The following is a 19,866-nucleotide window of genomic DNA, read 5'->3' on the forward strand; positions in this document are numbered from 1 at the left end:
GGCGACGACGCCCGCACCGCCCGACGGCCTCCCCGCCCAGCCCTCCGAAGGGGGCGAACCGATGACTTCCCCTGCCCTGGACCTGCCCGGCTCCGCCGCCGCCACCCGGCTCGGCGTGGGTCTCGGCTGGCGCAGCGAGATCGACACCGTGGTCGAGCGCCAACCCGGCCTGGACTGGGTCGAGGTGGTCGCCGAGAACATCTGCGCCGACCACCTGCCCACCTCGCTCACCGTGCTGCGCGAACGCGGCGTCACCGTCGTCCCGCACGGCGTCGGCCTCGGCCTCGGCGGCGCCGACCTGCCCGACCCCGACCGGCTCGGCAAACTCGCCGGGGCGGCACTCGCGCTCGGCTCCCCGCTGGTCACCGAGCACCTGGCCTTCGTCCGGGCCGGCGGCCTGGAGGCCGGCCACCTGCTGCCCGTGCCCCGCACCCGGGACTCGCTGCGGGTCATCGCCGAGAACGTCCGGATCGCCCAGGACCAGCTGCCGGTACCGCTCGCCCTGGAGAACATCGCCGCCCAGCTCGCCTGGCCGGACGACGAGTTCACCGAGGGCGAGTTCCTCGCCGAACTGGTCGAGCGCACCGGCGTCCGGCTGCTGATCGACGTCGCCAACCTGCACACCAACCGGGTCAACCTGGGCGTCGACGCGGCCGCCGAGCTCGACCGCCTGCCACTGGAGGCGCTCGCCTACGTGCACGTCGCGGGCGGCACCCTGGTCGACGGCGTCTGGCACGACACCCACGCCCACCCCGTCACCGAACCGGTGCTGGAAGTCCTGGCCGAACTCTGCGCGCGGGTCGCACCACCCGGCGTCCTGCTGGAACGGGACGCCGACTTCCCGCCGCCCTCGGAGCTGGCCGGTGAACTGGACGCCATCCGCCGGGTGCTGGAGGGGAGCACCCCGCGATGAAGGACCTGGACCGCGCCGAGCCGAAGAGGCGCGCCGGTGCCGAAAGGGAGAAGCGAGGAGGCCCCGGGGAACGAAGGGCATCGGAGCGCCGACCGTCGGCACCGGATTCGGAGCGTCTCGGAGGCGAGTGTGCGACCGGCAGCGCTCGGGAGAGGCTCGCCCGGCGCCAGGCGGAGTTGCTGACCGCCCTGGTGGCCGGCGGGCCCGTCCCGCCCGGCTTCGACCCGGACCAGGTCCGCGCCCAGTCCACCGGCCTCGCCGCCAAACGACGCGACACCACTGCGAAGGTCGTCCCCGATCTGCCCCGGCTGCTCGGGGCCCAGTACGGGCCGCTCTTCCTCGACTACGCCCGCACCCAACCGCAGACCGGCGGCTACCGCGCCGACGCCCGGGCCTTCGCCGAGTGGGTGCGCGACGACGGCGGCCCACTCGCCGCCGACCGCCGCCGGGCCCTGGAGCAGTGGCTCCACCCGGCACCTGAGCGGCCGCCCGGCCCGCTCACCCGCCTGCGCCGGGCTCTGCGCGGACACTGATCCAACGTCATCTCGGGGGAACCGCCCATGTGGCACGACATCTACTTCCTGATCCCGGCCGTCCTACTGGCCGCGGCCGCCCTGTACGCGCTCCAGACCCGGCAGCGGGTCGGCCACGTCCCGTACCCGCAGGGCCTGCCCGGCCGCGGACTGCCGCTGCTGGACACCGCGTTCCTGGCCGGCGGCCCTGGCCGGGTCTTCGACACCGCGATGGTCCGGATGCACCTCGGCGAGCAGGCCGTGATCAGCCGCTCCGGCCTCGTCACCCTCACCGGCGGCAAGCCGTACGACGCCGTCGACCAGGCGATCCACGACGCCGTGGGTCGGACCGGCAGCCGTGAACTCGCCCCGCTGCGCCGGATGGTGATGCGCTCGGCCGCCGTGCAGGAGATCGGCGACCGGCTCGCCGACCGCGGCCTGATGCGCCGCCCCGAGCGGCTGGAGCGCGCCCGCAAGGCCCGTCGTCTGCTCTGGCAGGCCCTGCTCCTCGTCGCGGCCTCCATCCCGGTCTCCCTGCTGCTCGACGACGGCGGCCTCCTCGCCGACCGCCCCAACCTCTCCATCCCGGGCTTCCTGCTGTTCGCCGGCGCCGTCGCGCTGGCCTCCAGCGCGCCGGCCAAGGGCCGGATCACCCCGGCCGGGCAGCGTCAGCTGATCCTGATGCAGGGCTCCCCGTGGACGCCCAAGTCCGGTGTCTCGCCGAAGCTGACGGGCGGCGCGATGCTGGGCGCGGTCGCGCTCGGCGGGCTGGCCGGGGCCGCGCTGGGGAACCAGGAGCTGGAGCAGGCGATGCTGGCCGCGGCGGCCGAGGAGGAGGTGATCCGGCAGGCCTCCTCGTCCTCCTTCTTCTCCTCGTCCTTCTTCTCCTCGTCCTCCTCGACGTCCTCCTCGTCGACTTCCTCCTCCTGCGGCACCTCCACCACCTGGTTCGGCTCCCCCGACTCCGGCTCCTCCTCCTCCTGCGGCTCCTCGCACCACTCCAGCTGCGGGTCGTCACACCACTCCAGCTGCGGTTCGTCGCACTCCAGCAGCTGCGGCTCCTCGTCGAGCTGCGGCTCCTCGTCCTCCAGCTGCGGGTCCAGCTGCGGGAGCAGCTGCGGCGGCTCGTGACGTCACAGTTCGGTATCGCGGTCCGGCAATCCGTTCCCCACGCCGTCGGCCCAGGCATACAACAAGCCCATGTGGTTGCTGTTCCTGATCCCGGCCTGTGTCGCGGCGGTGCTGTCCTGCCTCCGGCTGGTGCGGATGACCGCCACCGCCGACGCCCTGGCCGACGAGGAGCGGCTGCGCCCACCGGAGGCCGTCGGCATCGGGCTGTACGAGACCGCCTACCTGGCCGGCGGCCCGGACCGGGTGGTGGAACTCGCCCTGGTCCTGATGGCAGGCCGGGGCCGCCTGCACCTCGCGCACACCGGCTGGACCACCGTGGTCGACCCCAAGGGCCGCAGCCGCCTGGAACGCGCGATCATCGCCACCGTCGGCCCCGAGGGCCAGTGCCGGACGGACGAACTGCGCCGGGCGATGGGCGAGCACCCCACCGTGCTGGAGATCGGCGCCCGACTCGCCCTGGCCGGCCTGGCCACCCCGGCCCCGGTGCAGCGCAACACCGTGGTGGTGGTCCGCCAGGTCCGGCACGCCATGCTGCTGACCCTGGTCCTGCTCGCCGCCGCCCTCTCGCTCGGCGGCTTCACCGGCGGCGACACCATCGCCCCGCTCGCCTGGTTCTCGCTGCCCCTGGTCCTCACCTCGGGCACCCTGCTGATGGCCCGCGTCGACGTCTACCCCTACACCCGCTGGGCCTCCCCCATCGGCCAGGAAGTCCTCCGCGAGGTCCGCCCCACCCGCCAACGCGGCCTCGCCGACGACGAGGAACGCGAACTCCTCACAGCCGTCGCCATGAACGGCCCCGCCGCCCTCCCCGACGCCCGCCTGCGCGCCGCCCTCCGCCCGCACCGGACGTGAACCGGGCACGGCCCCGGAAACGACCGGAGGCCGCCTCCCCCTTGCCGGAGCAGGGGGAGGCGGCCTCCGTCGTCACGGCCGAAGCGGTCAGACCAGGCCGTTCAGCAGCTCGCTCACCGGCTTGCGGCGACCGGTGAAGAACGGCACCTCCTCGCGGACGTGCAGCCGGGCCCGGGAGGGGCGCAGGTCGCGCATCAGGTCGACGATGCGGTGCAGTTCGTCCGCCTCGAAGGCGAGCAGCCACTCGTAGTCGCCGAGGGCGAACGAGGCGACCGTGTTGGCCCGCACATCCGGGTAGCCACGGGCCATCTGGCCGTGCTCGGCGAGCATCGCGCGCCGCTCGGCGTCCGGCAGCAGGTACCACTCGTAGGAGCGGACGAACGGGTAGACGCAGACGTAGTCGCGCGGGCGCTCGTCGGCGAGGAACGCCGGGATGTGCGACTTGTTGAACTCGGCCGGGCGGTGCAGCGCCATGTTCGACCAGACCGGCTCCAGGTGGCGGCCCAGGCCGGTGCGGCGGAAGCGGTTGTACGCCTCCTGCAGGTCGTCCGAGTCGCTGGCGTGCCACCAGACGAGGATGTCGGCGTCCGCGCGCAGACCGGACACGTCGTACGTGCCGCGGACGGTCACGTCCTTCGCGGCCAGCTGGGCGAACAGCTCGTCCACCTCGGCCGCCAGGGCCGTGCGGTCCTCGGGCAGGGCGCCCTTGAGCTTGAACACCGACCACATGGTGTAGCGGATGACCTGGTTCAGGTCACGCGCCTTCTTCTTCTCGGGCTGCTGCTCAACGGTCTCAGTCATGCGCCCATTGTCCTCTCCGTGGAACCTTCCCCGGTCGCCGGGGTCAACAGTTTGTCGACGGCCGCCGCCGCCGCGGCCGCCGAACCGATACAGGCCGGAATGCCCACCCCGTCGTACGCGGCGCCGCACAGCGCCAGCGCGCCCACCGCCTCCGCCGCCGCCCGTACCCGGGCCACCCGGTCCAGGTGGCCCACCGGGTACTGCGGCAGGCCGGCGGTGAAGCGCGAAACGAAGGTGTCGTACGGTCGGGCGGTCAGCCCGATCGCCTCCTCCAGGTCCGCCAGCGAACGGGCCACCAGCTCCTCGTCCGGCAGCTCCAGCGCCTCGTCCTCGCGGTAACGGCCCAGCGAGGTGCGCAGCAGGAAGGCGTCCGGGGCGGAGCGCTCCAGCCAGCCCCACTTGTTGGAGGAGAAGGTCGAGGCCTTGATCCGCCGGCCGTCCACCGGCGGCACCAGGAAGCCGCTGCCGCTCGGCGGCTCGGCCAGGTCGGCCCGGCGGAACGCCAGCGTCACCAGCGCCATGCCCGCGTACTCGACGGAGTCCAGCTCGACGGCGGCCGCCGGGGCGTCCGTGCGCAGCAGCCGGGCCGCGGCCGGGGCCGGGACGGCCAGCACCACGGCGTCGGCGTGCAGCACCTCGCCGCCGGCCACCACGCGCCAGCCCTCGGGGGTGCGGCGCAGCTCGTCCACCGGGGTGCCGGTGCGCAGGTCCACGCCCGCCTTGACGCAGGCCGCGGCGACCGCCTCCGGCAGGGTGCCGAGGCCGCCGCGCAGGCCCTGGAACACCGGGGTGCCGGCCACCTGCGGCCGGGAGGCCAGCTCGCGCACCCCCTCGACCAGCGAGCCGCCGCCCTGCGCGATCGGCAGCAGCTGCGGTACCGCGGCGCGCAGCGAGATCTCGTCGGAGCGCCCGGCGTAGACGCCGCCCAGCAGCGGCTCGACCAGCCGGTCCACCACCTCCTGGCCGAGCCGGTCGGCGACGTAGCGGCCGATCGCGACATCCGCCCCGACCTCGGTCCCCCGCTCGTGCCGGGCCCGCTCCAGCCCCTCGGCGGTCAGCACCCCGGAGGCCGCCAGCGCCGCCAGGTCACCCGGGACGCCCATCACCTGCCCGCCCGGCAGCGGCCGCAGCGCGCCCCGGGTCCAGATCGCCGCCTTCGCGGTGGTCGGCGGCTCCAGCTCCTCCCCCAGCCCGACCGCCCGCGCCAGCTCCACCGCCTCCGGCCGCCGCGCCAGCACCGATTCGGCCCCGAGGTCCACCCGGACCCCGCCGACCTCACCGCCCCACAGCTTCCCGCCGACCCGCCCCGACGCCTCCAGCACCGTCACCCGAGCCCGCGCCGGCCCCCCGGCCGCCCCGCTCAGAAAGGCAGCCGCAGCCAGCCCCGCGATCCCACCACCGACGACGACGACCTGTGCATCCGACATGCTTCGCAGTCTCGCAGGTCTTTACGCCGAACCCTCAATCCGCTGCACGCTTCCACTTGGGTACGAGTCTGCCGAGGTCGATGGCAACGGGAAACGGCACGGGCCGCTCCAGCTTGCCCCGGAAGATCCCGGCGGCCACGTACGCGGAGGTCGGGCCGTCCAACTCGTAGACGTGCACGACTGGCAGACCGTCCTCCTCCTCTACGATCCAGTAGTGCGGGATGCCCGCCTCGGCGTACTTGCGAACCTTGACCGTGCGGTCGCGGTGCGCGGACTCCGGGGAGACGACCTCCGCGACGAGCACCACGTCAGCGGGGGCGTACCAGGTGCGGTCTGGGTCGTACGCCGCTGTGGCCACCACCACGTCGGGCTCTGGCCGGTTGCGCGGGTCAAGCTTGATCGTCATCTCGCGCTCGGCGATCGTCCCGTCAGGAACCGACTCCTCCAGCGCGGCGGTCAGCCTCGACACGACCTGGCTGTGCCACGAACGCTGCGGGGACATCATGAAGACCAGGGCTCCGTCGATCAGTTCGGTGTGCCGCGGCGCCTGCGGCAAGTGGTCGAGGTCGTCGGCAAACCAGCCCTCGTCCCTGGGCGCGTACATCCAGTCCGGCAGCTCGCTCATGGGTCCAAGATAGCGAGCCCCGGGTAGCTGTGAGCCGCCACTCGGAGCGTGTGGTACGGAGGCGCCATGGTGCACTGCACCGAGGAGTTCGTCGCCGGCACCCGGGCGGCGCTCGGGGCGGCCGAAGCGGCGGGGGCGCGGCGGGCGTTGCTGATCGCGCAGTCCGTCGTGCGGCTGCGGGCGGGTGTACGACGGGACGTCCACCGGGGAGCTGTGCCCCCGGGAGGGGGTGGCGGCGGCGCTGTTGCGCCGGGCGGGGATCGAGGTCACGACGGCATGGATCGTGCCCGTCCGGGAGCCGAGCCGTGACGGAGTGACGATCTCCCGGGCGGGTAGCGGGCCCGCCGTAGTCGAAGGGCCCGCCACCGCCGTACGTCGGTACGCCGACGCGTCCGTGCGTCAGCGCGCGCTGGCCTCGTGCACGAAGGCGACCAGGCGGGAGAGCGCGTCCGGGTCCATGGACGGCAGCACGCCGTGGCCGAGGTTGAAGATGTGGCCGCTGGTGCCGAGCGCCTGGGCGGCGTGCAGCACCTCGCGGGCCTTGGTCTCCACGACCTTGGTCGGCGCGAACAGCACCGCCGGGTCGAGGTTGCCCTGCAGGCCCTTGCGGGGGCCGACCCGCTCGGCGGCGACGTTCAGCGGCACCCGCCAGTCGACGCCGACGACGTCCGCACCGGCCTGGCCCATCAGTCCGAGCAGCTCGCCGGTGCCGACGCCGAAGTGGATCCGCGGCACCCCGTAGTGGGCGACGGAGTCGAAGACCTTGGTGCTGGCCGGCATGACCGAGCGGCGGTAGTCGTCCGGCGCGAGCGAGCCGACCCAGGAGTCGAACAGCTGGACCGCCGAGGCGCCCGCCTCGATCTGCACCTTCAGGAAGGCCGAGGTGATCTCCGCGAGCCGGTCCACCAGGGCGGCCCACAGCTCGGGCTGCCCGTACATCATGGCCTTGGTGTTCTCGTGGTTCTTCGAGGGCCCGCCCTCGACCAGGTAGCTGGCCAGGGTGTACGGCGCACCGGCGAAGCCGATCAGCGGGGTCTCGCCGAGCTCGTCCACCAGCAGGCCGACGGCCTCGGTGATGTACGGGACGTCGTCGGGCTCCAGCGGGCGCAGCCGCTTGAGGTCCTCGAAGGTGCGGATCGGATCGGCGATGACCGGACCGATGCCGGGCTTGATGTCCACGTCGATGCCGACGGCCTTGAGCGGCACCACGATGTCGCTGAAGAAGATCGCCGCGTCCACCTTGTGCCGGCGCACCGGCTGGAGGGTGATCTCCTTGACCAGTTCGGGCCGCATGCAGGACTCCAGCATGGGGATGCCCTCGCGGACCTTCAGGTACTCGGGCAGCGAGCGGCCCGCCTGGCGCATGAACCACACCGGGGTGTGCGGCACCGGCTCGTGCCGGCAGGCGCGCAGGAACGCGGAGTCGTGCGCGGCGCCGCGGCGCGCGGGGGTGGGTCGGCCGTCGATGGAGGCCGCCGTCGTGTCTGCCGTAGTCTCGCTCACGGGTCAAATCTTCGCATGCGCCTCGGGCCGCACTTCCCGGGCGGCCTCGTCGCTTCCTCCAAGATCTGGCCGGGTTTGCGTTCCGGCACGCCGCTCGGACGGAAGTTGCGGCGATAACCCGGGTTTTCGACCTAGTCTTCGGGTCATGGCAGCGGTCGGCGGGCACCCCACGCAGGGTGGCGGAGCAGGTGGCGGAACGGGTCGGGAGGGGGCGCCGAGTGAGTTCCGGGCCGCCGTGGAGGCCCTGAACGGGGCGCGGCTTCGGCCCGAGATCCAGCTCTCCCCCGCGCCGGCCCCGCGTCGGCTCGCCCCGCACGCGGTCGCGCTGACCGCCACCGTGGAGGTGGACGGCGAGGAGCTGGCCGACGGCCGGCTGGTGCTGCTGTACGACCCGGCCGGGCAGGAGGCCTGGAACGGGGAGTTCCGGGTGGTCACCATGACCCGGGCCGAGCTGGAGCCGGAGATGGCCGGCGACCCGATGCTCTCCGAGGTCGGCTGGGCCTGGCTGATGGACGCGCTGCAGGCACACGGCGCCGGGTACGCGGAGCCGTCCGGCACGGTGACCCGCTGCGCCTCGCAGTACTTCGGCGGTCTGGCGGACCGCCCGTCCTCGACCGAGATCGAGATCCGCGCCTCCTGGACGCCGGCCGACGGCCGGTTCGAGCGGCACCTGGCGGCCTGGGGGGACCTGCTCTGCATCAGCGCCGGGCTGCCGCCGGCCACCCCGGACCCGCAGCCACCGGCCGAGGTCACGTCACTCGGCGGGGTGGTCCCGATGCCGTCCCGGCGACGCCCGCGGTCGCACTGACGAGTGGCGGCCGGGCCGGGCGGCACCTCCCGCCCGGACGCCACCCCCAGGGCTGACGGAGTGTGACTTCTATCCCGCTCTGCGTCAATTAACTGGTCAGAATCGACTGATCAGCGACGTTTCTGATCGATTTTGTACGAATTCGAAGCATGTCGCATCAGTCATATGCGCGACTTGTCCATATTGCCACTCACTAGATCGTGATCTTTCGCTAAAGCCGGGCACGGTAGCTGCCGAAGCAGACTGTGACCCTTTCCAAACGCGGAACACTCCGACCGCCCCCATCGGGGTTCCGTCCGCCACTCCCCGCAGGAGGCCTGGTGTCGGTCCTTCTTGAGCACCCCGCAAACGTGGTCGCCTACCGCCCGACCAAGCCCACCGCCATGGTGGTCATCGCCGATCCCCGCGTCCGAAACACCGTCACCCGCCACCTATGGGCGCTCGGCGTCCGCGACGTGATCGAGGTGTCCTCAATCGCCGAGGCCCGCCCCCGGGTCTCCACTCCGCGCGACATCTGCGTCGCCGACGTGCACCTGCCCGACGGCTCCGGGCTGACCATCCTCGCCGAGACCCGCGCCGCGGGCTGGCCCAACGGTCTGGCCCTGTCCGCCGCCGACGACATCGGCGCCGTCCGCTCCGCCCTGGCCGGCGGCGTCAAGGGCTACGTGGTCACCGGCACCCGCACCAATGTCGCGATGTCCGGCCGCCCGGGCCTGCCGCTCGGCACCGCGGGACTGGCCGGACGGATGCGCCGCCCCGGGATGCCGGGCATGCCGGGTGCCGCCGGCGCACCGGGTGCTCCCGGTGCCCCCGGTGCCCCGGGCCCGCAGCAGGCCGCCTACCGCGAGCTGTCCGGCCGCGAGGTCGAGGTGCTGCGGTTGGTCGCCGAGGGCCAGTCGAACAAGGCGATCGGCGTGGCCATGGGCCTGTCCGCGCTCACTGTGAAGAGCCACCTGGCCCGGATCGCCCGCAAGCTCGGCACCGGTGACCGCGCCGGGATGGTCGCGGTCGCGCTGCGCACCGGCATCATTCACTGAGCCGATCGGGGCCGGACTTGTTGAACCACTGCGGCGGCTCAGGAGGAACGTTTCCTCCTGAGCCGCCGCAGGCGTGAGAAGTGGGACGCCGCAGGCGTAACAGGAGCTGCCGCAGGTACGAGTGAGGGCTCCGCAGCCGTGCGCGGAGGGACCCGCCGCCTCCGCCGGCAAGGGTCTGACCAGTCCGACAACACTCCCAGTTCCGGGGACCGTCGTACCCTTGGGGGGTGACCGACGCCGTAGCAGCCATCCCAGAAGAAGCAGCCCCGGTCCCGCTCCTCGAACCGAAGGAGGGGATCCCGCCCGTCGTGGCGGACGAGCAGGCGCTGGCCGCCACGGTCGCCGCCTTCGCTACGGGCACCGGACCGGTCGCCGTCGACGCCGAGCGGGCCTCCGGCTACCGCTACGGGCAGCGCGCGTACCTCATCCAGCTGCGCCGCGCGGGCTCCGGCTCCGCCCTGATCGACCCGATCGCCTGCCCCGACCTCAGCGGGCTGGGCGCCGCCATCGCGGACGCCGAGTGGGTGGTGCACGCCGCGACCCAGGACCTGCCCTGCCTGGCCGAGGTGGGCATGAGACCGCAGCGCCTGTTCGACACCGAGCTGGCCGGGCGGATCGCCGGCTTCGCCCGGGTCGGCCTCGGGCCGATGACCGAGAACGTGCTCGGGCTGAGCCTGGCCAAGGAGCACTCGGCGGTCGACTGGTCCACCCGCCCGCTGCCCGAGCCCTGGCTGCGCTACGCGGCTCTGGACGTCGAGGTGCTGGTCGAGCTGCGCGACGCACTCGAACAGGAGCTGGACGCCCAGGGCAAGCTCGGCTGGGCCCTGGAGGAGTTCGCCGCGATCGCCGCCGCGCCCCGCCCGGCGCCGCGCACCGACCCGTGGCGGCGCACCTCGCAGCTGCACAAGGTCCGCCGGCGCCGCCAGCTGGCCGTGGTGCGCGAGCTGTGGCTGACCCGCGACCGGATGGCGCAGGAGCGCGACGTCTCCCCCGGCCGGGTGCTCTCGGACGCCGCGATCGTCAACGCCGCGCTGGCCATGCCCCTGAACATCGCCGGGCTACAGGCCGTGCAGGGCTTCGGGCCGCGGCTCCACCGGCGCCAGCTGGACCAGTGGCTGGCGGCGGTGCAGCGCGGCCGGGAGATCCCGGAGAACCAGCTGCCGCCGGCCGCCGCGCCGCACGACGGACCGCCGCCGCCGCGGGCCTGGGCCGAGAAGGACCCGGTGGCCGCCGCCCGGCTGTCCGGCGCCCGCGCCGCGGTCAGCGAGCTGGCCGAGCGCCACCGCCTGCCGGCCGAGAACCTGATCACTCCGGACCTGGTGCGCCGGGTCTCCTGGGAGCCGCCGGCCGAGCTGAACGCCGGCGGCGTGGCCGCCGCGCTGCGCCGGCTCGGCGCCCGGCAGTGGCAGGTCGACCTGGTCGCGCCGCCGGTGGCCGTCGCGTTCGTCGCCGCCGCCGCGGCCCAGAGCTGACCTGGCAGCACAACTTCGAGGCAGGGCTCCGAAAGGGGGATGTCGTCCGTACGGACGACATCCCCTTCGGCGTCTCCGGGAAGCCTTCCTGGTCGGACGTGTCGCGGGACACATGGTCCGAACCCTCCGAGGGGCCTGGGCAGGTTGGTTACCGACCGGTAGCATGACCGTGATGCGGCGCCGCTCGGGTCTTTACCGGCGGCAGCCTGCCCACCTCGAAATGTTGGTCCCTGGGAGGAGAGCCCCCGTGCCTCGTACCGCGAGGGACGTCGTCTTCGTCGATGGCGTCCGCACCCCGTTCGGCAAGGCCGGCCCGAAGGGCATCTACCACGAGACCCGCGCCGACGACCTCGTCGTCAAGTGCATCCGGGAGCTCGTGCGCCGTAACCCGAACCTGCCCGTCGAGCGCATCGACGAGGTCGCCATCGCGGCCACCACGCAGATCGGCGACCAGGGTCTGACGATCGGGCGCACCGCCGCCCTGCTGTCCGGCCTGCCGAAGTCCGTCCCGGGCTACGCGATCGACCGCATGTGCGCCGGCGCGCTGACCGCCGTGACCACCACCGCTGGCGGCATCGCCTTCGGCGCGTACGACGTGGTCGTGGCCGGCGGCGTCGAGCACATGGGCCGCCACCCGATGGGCGAGGGCGTCGACCCGAACCCGCGCTTCGTCTCCGAGAAGCTGGTCGACGAGTCCGCCCTGTTCATGGGCATGACCGCGGAGAACCTGCACGACCGGTTCCCGCACCTGACCAAGGAGCGCTGCGACGCCTACGCCGTGCGCTCGCAGGAGAAGGCCGCCAAGGCGTACGCCAACGGCGACATCCAGCCCGACCTGGTGCCGATCTCGATCCGCAACACCAACCCCGAGGTCGGCGAGACCGGCTGGGGCCTGGCCACCGTGGACGAGCCGATGCGCCCGGGCACCACGATGGAGAGCCTGGCGAACCTCAAGACCCCGTTCCGCCCGCACGGCAACATCACCGCGGGCAACTCGGCCGGTCTGAACGACGGTGCCACCGCCTCGCTGCTGGCCGCCGAGGACGTCGCCGAGGAGCTCGGCCTCCCGGTCAAGATGCGCCTGGTCTCGTACGCCTTCGCGGGCGTCGAGCCCGAGGTCATGGGCATCGGCCCGGTGCCGGCCACCGAGAAGGCGCTGGCCAAGGCCGGTCTGACCATCGACGACATCCAGGCCTTCGAGGTCAACGAGGCCTTCGCCGTCCAGGTGCTGTCCTTCCTGGACCACTACGGCATCGCGGATGACGACGAGCGGGTCAACCCGTTCGGCGGCGCGATCGCCTTCGGCCACCCGCTGGCCTCCTCGGGCGTGCGCCTGATGAACCAGCTGGCCCGCCGCTTCGAGCAGCGCCCGGACGTCCGCTACGGCCTCACCACGATGTGTATCGGCTTCGGCATGGGCGGCACCATCATCTGGGAGAACCCGCACTTCGAGGGTGGTAAGTGACCATGACGAGCACCACTGAGCTGCTCCAGCACGGCGCCGAGCTGTTCCCGGGCGAGGTCGTCACGACCGCGCACGTCCGCCACCTGGACCTGCCGCTGCAGGCCGGCAAGCTGGCCCTGATCACCCTGGACAACGGCTTCGACCACACCAAGCCGACCACCTTCGGCCCGGGCTCGCTGCTGAAGCTGTCCGAGGCGCTGGACCAGGTCGAGGCCGAGGCCGCCGAAGGCAAGATCGTCGGCGCCGCGATCACCGGCAAGCCGTTCATCTTCGCGGTCGGCGCCGACCTCAAGGGCGTCGAGCTGCTCAAGCAGCACGCCGACGCGCTGGCCATCGGCAAGGGCGGCCACGAGGTCTTCAAGCGGATCGCCGCGCTGCCCGTCCCGACCTTCGCGTTCTACAACGGCGCGGCCATGGGCGGCGGCGTCGAGGTCGGCCTGCACTGCGACTACCGCACGGTGTCGGCGGGCGTCCCGGCCTTCTCGCTGCCCGAGGTCTTCCTCGGCCTCGTCCCCGGCTGGGGCGGCTGCACCATCCTGCCGAACCTGATCGGTGCCGGTAAGGCCGTCAAGGTCATCATCGAGAACTCGATGAACCAGAACAAGCAGCTCAAGGGCAAGGACGTGTTCGAGCTGGGGATCGCCGACGCGATCTTCGAGCCGGCCGACTTCCTGGAGCAGTCGCTGCTGTGGGCCGCCAAGGTCCTCAAGGGCGACGTCGTCGTCGAGCGCGAGGCGATCGACCGCGGCAAGGCCTGGGACGACGCGGTCGCCTGGGGCCGTCTGGTCGCCGACGGCAAGGTGCACGGCGCCGCCCCGGCCGCCTACAAGGCGCTGGACATCATCGCCGCCGTCAAGGACGCCGACTTCGCCGACAAGGCCAGCCTGCAGGCCGGCTTCGACGCCGAGGACGCGGCCCTGGCCGACCTCATCATGAGCGGCGAGCTGCGCAGCGGCATCTACGCCTTCAACCTGGTGCAGCGTCGGGCCAAGCGCCCGGTCGGCGCGCCGGACAAGTCGCTGGCCCGCCCGGTCTCCAAGGTCGGCGTCGTCGGCGCCGGTCTGATGGCCTCGCAGCTGGCGCTGCTGTTCGCCCGCCGTCTGGAGGTGCCGGTGGTCCTCACCGACATCGACCAGGAGCGCGTCGACAAGGGCGTCGGCTACGTCCACGCCGAGATCGACAAGCTGCTCGGCAAGGGCCGGATCGGCCAGGACAAGGCCAACCGCCTCAAGGGCCTGGTCTCCGGCTCGCTCGACAAGGCCGCCGCCTTCGGCGACGCGGACTTCGTCATCGAGGCCGTGTTCGAGGAGATGGGCGTCAAGCAGACCGTCTTCGCGGACCTGGAGAACGTGGTCTCGCCGACCTGTGTGCTGGCGACCAACACCTCGTCGCTGTCGGTCACCGAGATGGCCTCGAAGCTGAAGCACCCCGAGCGGGTCGTCGGCTTCCACTTCTTCAACCCGGTCGCGATCCTCCCGCTGCTGGAGATCGTCCGCGGCGAGCAGACCGACGACGCGTCGCTGGCCACCGCCTTCGCCGTGTCGAAGAAGCTGAAGAAGACCTCGGTCCTGGTCAAGGACGCCCCGGCGTTCGTGGTGAACCGGATCCTGACCCGCTTCATGGGCGAGATCCAGAGCATCATCGACGAGGGCACCCCGATCGCCAGCGTCGAGAAGGCCGTCGAACCGCTCGGCCTGCCGATGTCCCCGATCGTGCTGCTGGAGCTGGTCGGCCCGGCCATCGCCCTGCACGTCTCGGAGACCCTGCACGGCGCCTTCCCGGAGCGGTTCACCGTCTCCGAGAACCTCGGCAAGGTGGTCAAGGCCGGCAAGCGCGGCTTCTACACCTGGGTCGACGGCAAGCAGGTCCTCGACCCCGAGGTGCTGGAGCTGCTGTCCTTCGGCGACTCGGTGCTCACCGAGGAGCAGGTCCTGAACCGCGCCCTGGAGGCCGTGGCCCAGGAGATCGGTCTGATGCTGGAGGAGGGTGTCGTCGCCGAGGCGCAGGACATCGACCTCTGCATGATCACCGGTGCCGGCTGGCCCTTCCACCTGGGCGGGATCACCCCGTACCTGGACCGTGAGGGCGTCTCGGAGCGCGTGACCGGCAAGAAGTTCCTCGCCCCCGGCGTGGCCTCGGTGCCCGCGTAAGGCGTAGCGCTACGGAAGGAGCCCCCGGCGACCTGGTCGCCGGGGGCTCCTTCCGCACGTGCTCGGTGTTCGGGGGTGTGCTCGGGGCCTGAGCGTGGGTGCTCAGTGCTTGAGGCGGTACACCACGGTGTCGCCGATGACGCCGATCATCTCGTAGTGGGTGTCCAGCAGGTTCTCGATCCGGGGGATCATCACCGGCTGGTACGGGGCGATGCCGGAGTCGTCCACGAAGACCTCGGGCAGGCCGTTGGCCAGCTCCTTGTCGAAGGTCTGCCAGGCGTTGTTGACGCTGAACTGCTCGCCCACGGTCTGGCTGCCGTCCTTGCCGCCGCTGTAGTTGGTGAGGAAGCCCGCCGTCAGGTAGCGGGTGGCGGGCTTGCGGTCGGCCAGCCAGTACAGCTCGGGGTGCATGCCCCAGACCAGCACGGTGTCCTTGGGGGTGGTCTGGGCGGCGACCGCGGTGGCGACCTCGGTGTTGCGGTTCATCTGCTCCCCCGGCCAGGCCAGCGCCAGGCCCCAGAAGACCGTCGCGGCGACCGTGGTGTACACCAGGACGGGCTTCCAGCGGATCGCCGAGGTGGCGACCGCGCCGGTGCCCAGCAGCACCAGCGGGGGGATCAGCTGCAGGTAGTAGTGGCCGAAGAAGTGGAAGCCCACGCTGACCGCGACGGCCGAGGAGAACAGCCAGACCCACAGGTCGGTGGTCGAGCCGTGCTCCTCGCCGGCCACCGGCAGTGGGCGGTGGCGGTGCTTGAACCAGAGCCGGCGGCCGACCGGGTACAGGAAGCCGAGACCCGCCGCGGCGAGGATGCCCAGGTTGCCGAAGGCCCGGCCGAGCATCTGCAGCCAGGCGCCGCCGAAGGTGGCGTAGTCGCCGCTGCCGGTGACCACCCAGAAGAGGAAGCCCTTGGGCTTGGTCAGGATGACCGCGACCAGCGCTATCGGCACCGCGAAGCCGAAGCCGATCTTGAACAGCGCGGGCGGCCAGCGCACCCCGCGTCGGCGGGCGTCCTGCAGCAGCATCCAGAGCACCGGCAGCAGCACGGCCCCGCCGGTCTGCTTGGTCAGTGAGCAGAGCGCGACCGCGATGCCCGCGGCCAGCCAGCGGCGCCGTTCGGCGTACCGGAAGGCGGCCACCATGGCGGGCAGCATGAAGACCTCGAAGGTCGCCGCCTGGGTGTCCTCCGGGGAGAGCCCGATGGACACCAGCAGGTAGAGCAGTCCGGCCCCGGCCCCGGCGCGGTTGCCCCAGCGGCCGCGGGCGATCGAGGCCAGCAGGATCGCGGTCACCAGGTGGGCCACCACCGCGAGGGTGCGCAGCGGCCACAGCGAGGCGGAGCCGAAGACGGCGAAGCAGGCCTGGTAGAGCCAGGGCAGCAGTGGCGGCTTGCGGTCCACCACGGTGTCGTACAGCACCCCGCCGTCCGCCAGCATCCGGGCCTGGGTGGCCAGGAAACCCTCGTCCGGGCTCCAGACGGGCCGGGCGAAGGAGGGGATGTGGGTGAGCAGAGCGACCAGCGCGAGCACCGGCACCAGCCTGGTCCAGTACCCCTGACGAAGGTGGGTACGGGCGCGCTCGGGCAGGCGCTCGGCCAGTCCGGCGGGGCGGAGGCGGGTGGGGGTCGGCACGGTTGACAACCTACCGGGCGGGATCGGCGCGGGTGGCGCCGGTCCCGCCTTTCAGTGCGATTGTCAGCTTGTTCCGTGACGAACTGTTACGGGGCTACGACAAACAGTCGTCAGCGGAACGGGTTGCGGCCCCACGTACTGTCGGGGCCGCGCCGGCCTTTCTCAGGCCTGGACCGGCGCCGCGTCCAGCTTGGCGACCAGGGCGGTCACCTTGCGGGCGATGTCGGGGGCGTTCAGGCCGATTTCGGCCAGGATCTCGTTCCGGCTGGCGTGGTCCAGGAACTCCTGCGGGATACCGAAGTCGCGCACCGGCAGGTCCACGTCCGCGTCCCGCAGCGCCTGCGCGACGGCCGCGCCGACGCCACCGGTACGGCCGTTGTCCTCGATCGTGACGACCACCCGGTGCTCGGCGGCCAGGCCCGGCAGGGCCGGGTCGACCGGCTTGACCCAGCGCGGGTCCACCACGGTGGCGGTGATGCCCTGGGCGGCCAGCAGGTCGGCGACCTCCAGGCTGGTGGGGGCCATCGCGCCGACCGAGACGATCAGAACGTCGGCGCGGTGCGCACCGCTCGGCTCCTCGGCGGCGCGCAGCACGTCCATGCCGCCGACCCTGCCGACCGCCGCGACGGCCGGCCCGACCGTGCCCTTGGAGTAGCGGACCACGGTCGGGGCGTCCTTGACCTCGACGGCCTCGCGCAGCTGGGCGCGCACCTGGTCGGCGTCGCGCGGGGCGGCCAGCCGCAGGCCAGGGATGACCTGGAGGATCGACATGTCCCACATGCCGTTGTGCGAGGCGCCGTCCGTCCCGGTGACACCGGCCCGGTCGAGCACGAAGGTGACGCCCAGCTTGTGCAGGGCGACGTCCATCAGGACCTGGTCGAAGGCCCGGTTGAGGAAGGTCGCGTAGACCGCGAACACCGGGTGCAGCCCGTTGGTGGCCAGGCCTGCGGCGCTGGTGACGGCGTGCTGCTCGGCGATGCCGACGTCGAAGATGCGGTCCGGGAAGGCCTTGGCGAACGGGGCCAGGCCGACTGGGTGGAGCATGGCCGCGGTGATGGCGACGATGTCCTCGCGCTCGCGGCCGAGCGCGACCATCTCCTCGCCGAAGACGGAGGTCCAGTCCTTGCCCGAGCTCTTGACCGGCAGGCCGGTGTCCGGGTGGATCACCCCGACGGCGTGGAAGCGGTCCTCGTCGTTGTTCTCGGCGGCGTGGTAGCCGCGGCCCTTCTCGGTCAGGCAGTGCACGATCACCGGGCCGCCGAAGCCGCGCGCCTTGGTCAGCGCGGACTCCAGGGCGGTCAGGTCGTGGCCGTCGATCGGGCCGATGTACTTGAGGCCGAGGTCCTCGAACATGCCCTGCGGGGCGATGAAGTCCTTGAGACCCTTCTTGGCGCCGTGCAGCGTCTCGAACAGCTGCTGGCCGACCACCGGGGTGCGCTGCAGCGCGTCCTTGCCCCAGGACAGGAAGCGCTCGTAGCCCTGGGTGGTGCGCAGGGTGGCGAGGTGGTTGGCCAGGCCGCCGATGGTCGGCGAGTAGGAGCGCTCGTTGTCGTTGACGACGATGACGACCGGCAGGTCCTTGGCGTCGGCGATGTTGTTGATCGCCTCCCAGGCCATGCCGCCGGTCAGCGCACCGTCACCGATCACCGCGACGACCGGGTCGTTCTTGCCCAGCAACTGGTTGGCCTTGGCCAGGCCGTCGGCGTACGACAGCACGGTGGAGGCGTGCGAGTTCTCGATCACGTCGTGCTCGGACTCGGCGCGCGAGGGGTAGCCGGACAGGCCACCGCTCATCTTCAGCCGGGAGAAGTCCTGGCGGCCGGTGAGCAGCTTGTGGACGTAGCTCTGGTGGCCGGTGTCGAAGAGGATGCGGTCACGCGGCGAGTCGAAGACCCGGTGCAGCGCGATGGTGAGCTCCACCACGCCGAGGTTGGGGCCGAGGTGGCCGCCCGTCTTGGAGACCTCGGTCACCAGGAAGGTCCGGATCTCCTGGGCCAGTGCGGCCAGCTGTCCGGGCGTGAGCCGGTCGAGATCGCGCGGTCCCCGAATGCGGGTCAGCAGGGCCACCCGTTCCTCCTCGTTCAGTGTTCACGGACCGCGGACGGTCCGAGCGGGCGTCGCTGCCCGGTCCGGCGGCAGGCCGGCGGTCGCGGTCGGTGCCGACCGGTCGAGTCTAATGTCCGCTTGCCGGACACCGAGCGGCACGCCCGGTGCCACCGATCGGTTACCGCCATTCCGGGAGGCGGAGCCGGGGGCGCGGGTCAACGTGGCATTGACGAATGGGCGTTCCGGTCGCGCGAGCGGGCCGCTCTGCGCCAGGGGTTCTCAGTGCCGGCCGAGGGCCCCGGACTCGCCCATCTCGCTCATCACCAGGGCCAGCGCGCCGAGCACCTCCGCCCGGCCGCCGAGGGTGCCGGGGACCACCGAGAGCTGGCGGGCGGCGCTGGGGATCGCGTAGCGGGCCACCGAGTCGCGGATCGGGGCGAGCACCAGCTCACCGGCCTCGGCGAGGTCGCCGCCGAGGATCACCCGGCGGGGGTTGAGCAGGTTGCACAGGGTGGCCACGCCCGTGCCGATCTGCCGGCCGGCGTCGGCGATCACCCGGCGGCAGCCGAGGTCGCCCTGGTGGGCCAGCTCGACCACCCGGGGCACGGTGAGGTCGGGGCCGAGGGTGGAGGTGAGCAGCGAGAGCAGGTAGCGGGAGCCGACGAAGGTCTCCAGGCAGCCCCGGTTGCCGCAGCGGCAGACCGGGCCGGCCTCGTCCAGGGTGATGTGCCCGATCTCACCCGCGGTGCCGCCCGGGCCGCGGTAGATCTGGCCGTTGATCACCAGGCCGGCACCGACACCGCTGGCGATCTTGATGTACGCGAGGTCGCTCAGCCCGCGGCCGGCGCCCCAGACCAGCTCGCCGAGCGCACCCAGGTTGGCGTCGTTGTCCACGTGCACCGGCATGCCGAGCCGCTCGGCCAGCTCCCGGCCCGGGGCGATGCCCGTCCAGCCGGGCAGGATCGCGGTGGAGCCGAGCGCGCCGGTCTCCACGTCGATCGGGCCGGGCACGCCGAGGCCGACCCCGATCACCTTCTCCGGGCGGAAGCCGGCCTGCTCCAGCAGCCGCTCGACCATCGCCTCGGCCCGGTCGAAGCCCTGCGCGGCGGAGACGTCCACGTCGATCGGGGCGCTCTCCTCGGCCAGCACCCGGTGCGCCAGGTTGCCGACCGCGACCCGCAGGTGGGTGTGGCCGAAGTCGATGCCGACCACGATGCCGGCGTCGCCGCTGAGCGAGACGCTGCGGGCGCGGCGGCCGCCGGAGGAGGTGTCGGCGACCACGACGGTGCCGCTCTCCTTCAGTTCCCGCACGATGTTGGAGACGGTGGCCGCGGAGAGACCGGTGCCGCGGGCGATCTCCGCCTGGGTGAGCGAACCGGCCATCCGCACCGCCCGGAGCACCCGCTCCAGGTTCGCCCGGTGCAGGGACGACTGCGAGCCCGGTGTGTCCGTCGACATGATCCACCCTCCCAGGGGCGGGGACCCCCTCCGTCGG

15 protein-coding genes and 1 pseudogene are annotated in these 19,866 nt (G+C 72.5%); 9 read left to right on the top strand and 7 right to left on the bottom strand.

All coding sequences use genetic code 11. The annotated features are described in order from the left end of the window. Positions 1 to 61: 61 nt before the first annotated feature. The 3 genes and pseudogenes from ACWC9T_RS05165 (at position 62) to ACWC9T_RS05175 (ending at position 3,408) form a co-directional block, all read left to right on the top strand. A pseudogene (locus ACWC9T_RS05165) lies at positions 62 to 1,446 on the top strand (DUF692 domain-containing protein). 27 nt (positions 1,447 to 1,473) lie between these two features. Beyond that, positions 1,474 to 2,556, top strand: coding sequence for a TIGR04222 domain-containing membrane protein (locus tag ACWC9T_RS05170; RefSeq protein WP_449819678.1), 1,083 nt, complete (start codon positions 1,474 to 1,476; stop codon positions 2,554 to 2,556). A gap of 69 nt (positions 2,557 to 2,625) precedes the next feature. After that, the gene (locus ACWC9T_RS05175) at positions 2,626 to 3,408 is read left to right on the top strand and encodes a TIGR04222 domain-containing membrane protein (RefSeq protein WP_449819679.1); all 783 of its coding nucleotides are present in this window, start codon (positions 2,626 to 2,628) and stop codon (positions 3,406 to 3,408) included. Positions 3,409 to 3,495: 87 nt separating this feature from the next. Here the strand turns inward: ACWC9T_RS05175 and hemQ are convergent, their stop codons facing one another. The 3 genes from hemQ to ACWC9T_RS05190 are packed head-to-tail and all read right to left on the bottom strand — an operon-like array spanning position 3,496 to position 6,261. After that, positions 3,496 to 4,209 (bottom strand): hydrogen peroxide-dependent heme synthase, encoded by a 714-nt coding sequence (hemQ, locus tag ACWC9T_RS05180; protein WP_449819680.1) that lies wholly within the window; start codon positions 4,207 to 4,209, stop codon positions 3,496 to 3,498. Continuing rightward, positions 4,206 to 5,636 carry a protoporphyrinogen oxidase gene (gene hemG, locus ACWC9T_RS05185; RefSeq protein ID WP_449819681.1) on the bottom strand — a complete coding sequence of 477 codons (1,431 nt, stop codon included), beginning with the start codon at positions 5,634 to 5,636 and terminating at the stop codon, positions 4,206 to 4,208. The genes hemQ and hemG overlap by 4 nt, the downstream gene beginning before the upstream one ends. A gap of 34 nt (positions 5,637 to 5,670) precedes the next feature. Further along, positions 5,671 to 6,261, bottom strand: a complete 591-nt coding sequence (locus ACWC9T_RS05190; protein WP_449819682.1) for a Uma2 family endonuclease — start codon at positions 6,259 to 6,261, stop codon at positions 5,671 to 5,673. A gap of 66 nt (positions 6,262 to 6,327) precedes the next feature. Between ACWC9T_RS05190 and ACWC9T_RS05195 the strand changes: the two genes are divergently transcribed. After that, positions 6,328 to 6,570 carry a hypothetical protein gene (locus tag ACWC9T_RS05195; protein ID WP_449819683.1) on the top strand — a complete coding sequence of 81 codons (243 nt, stop codon included), beginning with the start codon at positions 6,328 to 6,330 and terminating at the stop codon, positions 6,568 to 6,570. Between the two features lie 90 nt (positions 6,571 to 6,660). On the opposite strand, the gene hemE is transcribed toward ACWC9T_RS05195, so the two are convergent. Next, positions 6,661 to 7,728 (bottom strand): uroporphyrinogen decarboxylase, encoded by a 1,068-nt coding sequence (hemE, locus tag ACWC9T_RS05200; RefSeq protein WP_449819780.1) that lies wholly within the window; start codon positions 7,726 to 7,728, stop codon positions 6,661 to 6,663. 181 nt (positions 7,729 to 7,909) lie between these two features. On the opposite strand from hemE, the gene ACWC9T_RS05205 reads away from it, so the two are divergent. From ACWC9T_RS05205 to ACWC9T_RS05225, 5 genes are all read left to right on the top strand, one after another. Next, entirely contained in the window at positions 7,910 to 8,572 is a 663-nt protein-coding gene (locus tag ACWC9T_RS05205; RefSeq protein WP_449819684.1) for a DUF3000 domain-containing protein, read from the top strand. A gap of 320 nt (positions 8,573 to 8,892) precedes the next feature. Beyond that, positions 8,893 to 9,609: a LuxR C-terminal-related transcriptional regulator gene (locus ACWC9T_RS05210; RefSeq protein ID WP_449819685.1), complete on the top strand. Its 717-nt coding sequence runs from the start codon at positions 8,893 to 8,895 to the stop codon at positions 9,607 to 9,609. 227 nt (positions 9,610 to 9,836) lie between these two features. After that, positions 9,837 to 11,081 (top strand): HRDC domain-containing protein, encoded by a 1,245-nt coding sequence (locus ACWC9T_RS05215; RefSeq protein ID WP_449819686.1) that lies wholly within the window; start codon positions 9,837 to 9,839, stop codon positions 11,079 to 11,081. 247 nt (positions 11,082 to 11,328) lie between these two features. After that, on the top strand, positions 11,329 to 12,546 hold the full coding sequence (locus ACWC9T_RS05220; RefSeq protein ID WP_355671792.1) for a thiolase family protein: 1,218 nt from the start codon (positions 11,329 to 11,331) through the stop codon (positions 12,544 to 12,546). Between the two features lie 2 nt (positions 12,547 to 12,548). Then, positions 12,549 to 14,696 (top strand): 3-hydroxyacyl-CoA dehydrogenase NAD-binding domain-containing protein, encoded by a 2,148-nt coding sequence (locus ACWC9T_RS05225; RefSeq protein ID WP_449819687.1) that lies wholly within the window; start codon positions 12,549 to 12,551, stop codon positions 14,694 to 14,696. Between the two features lie 102 nt (positions 14,697 to 14,798). On the opposite strand, the gene ACWC9T_RS05230 is transcribed toward ACWC9T_RS05225, so the two are convergent. From ACWC9T_RS05230 to ACWC9T_RS05240, 3 genes are all read right to left on the bottom strand, one after another. After that, positions 14,799 to 16,325 carry an ArnT family glycosyltransferase gene (locus ACWC9T_RS05230; RefSeq protein WP_449819688.1) on the bottom strand — a complete coding sequence of 509 codons (1,527 nt, stop codon included), beginning with the start codon at positions 16,323 to 16,325 and terminating at the stop codon, positions 14,799 to 14,801. A 162-nt stretch (positions 16,326 to 16,487) separates the two neighbouring features. Then, a complete protein-coding gene (dxs, locus tag ACWC9T_RS05235; RefSeq protein WP_355671789.1) occupies positions 16,488 to 18,392 on the bottom strand; it encodes a 1-deoxy-D-xylulose-5-phosphate synthase in 1,905 nt (634 codons plus the stop codon). Between the two features lie 258 nt (positions 18,393 to 18,650). Next, complete coding sequence (locus tag ACWC9T_RS05240; protein ID WP_449819689.1) at positions 18,651 to 19,829, bottom strand: ROK family transcriptional regulator; 1,179 nt, start codon at positions 19,827 to 19,829, stop codon at positions 18,651 to 18,653. Positions 19,830 to 19,866 lie beyond the last annotated feature (37 nt).

This window comes from Kitasatospora sp. NPDC001159, assembly GCF_053598235.1.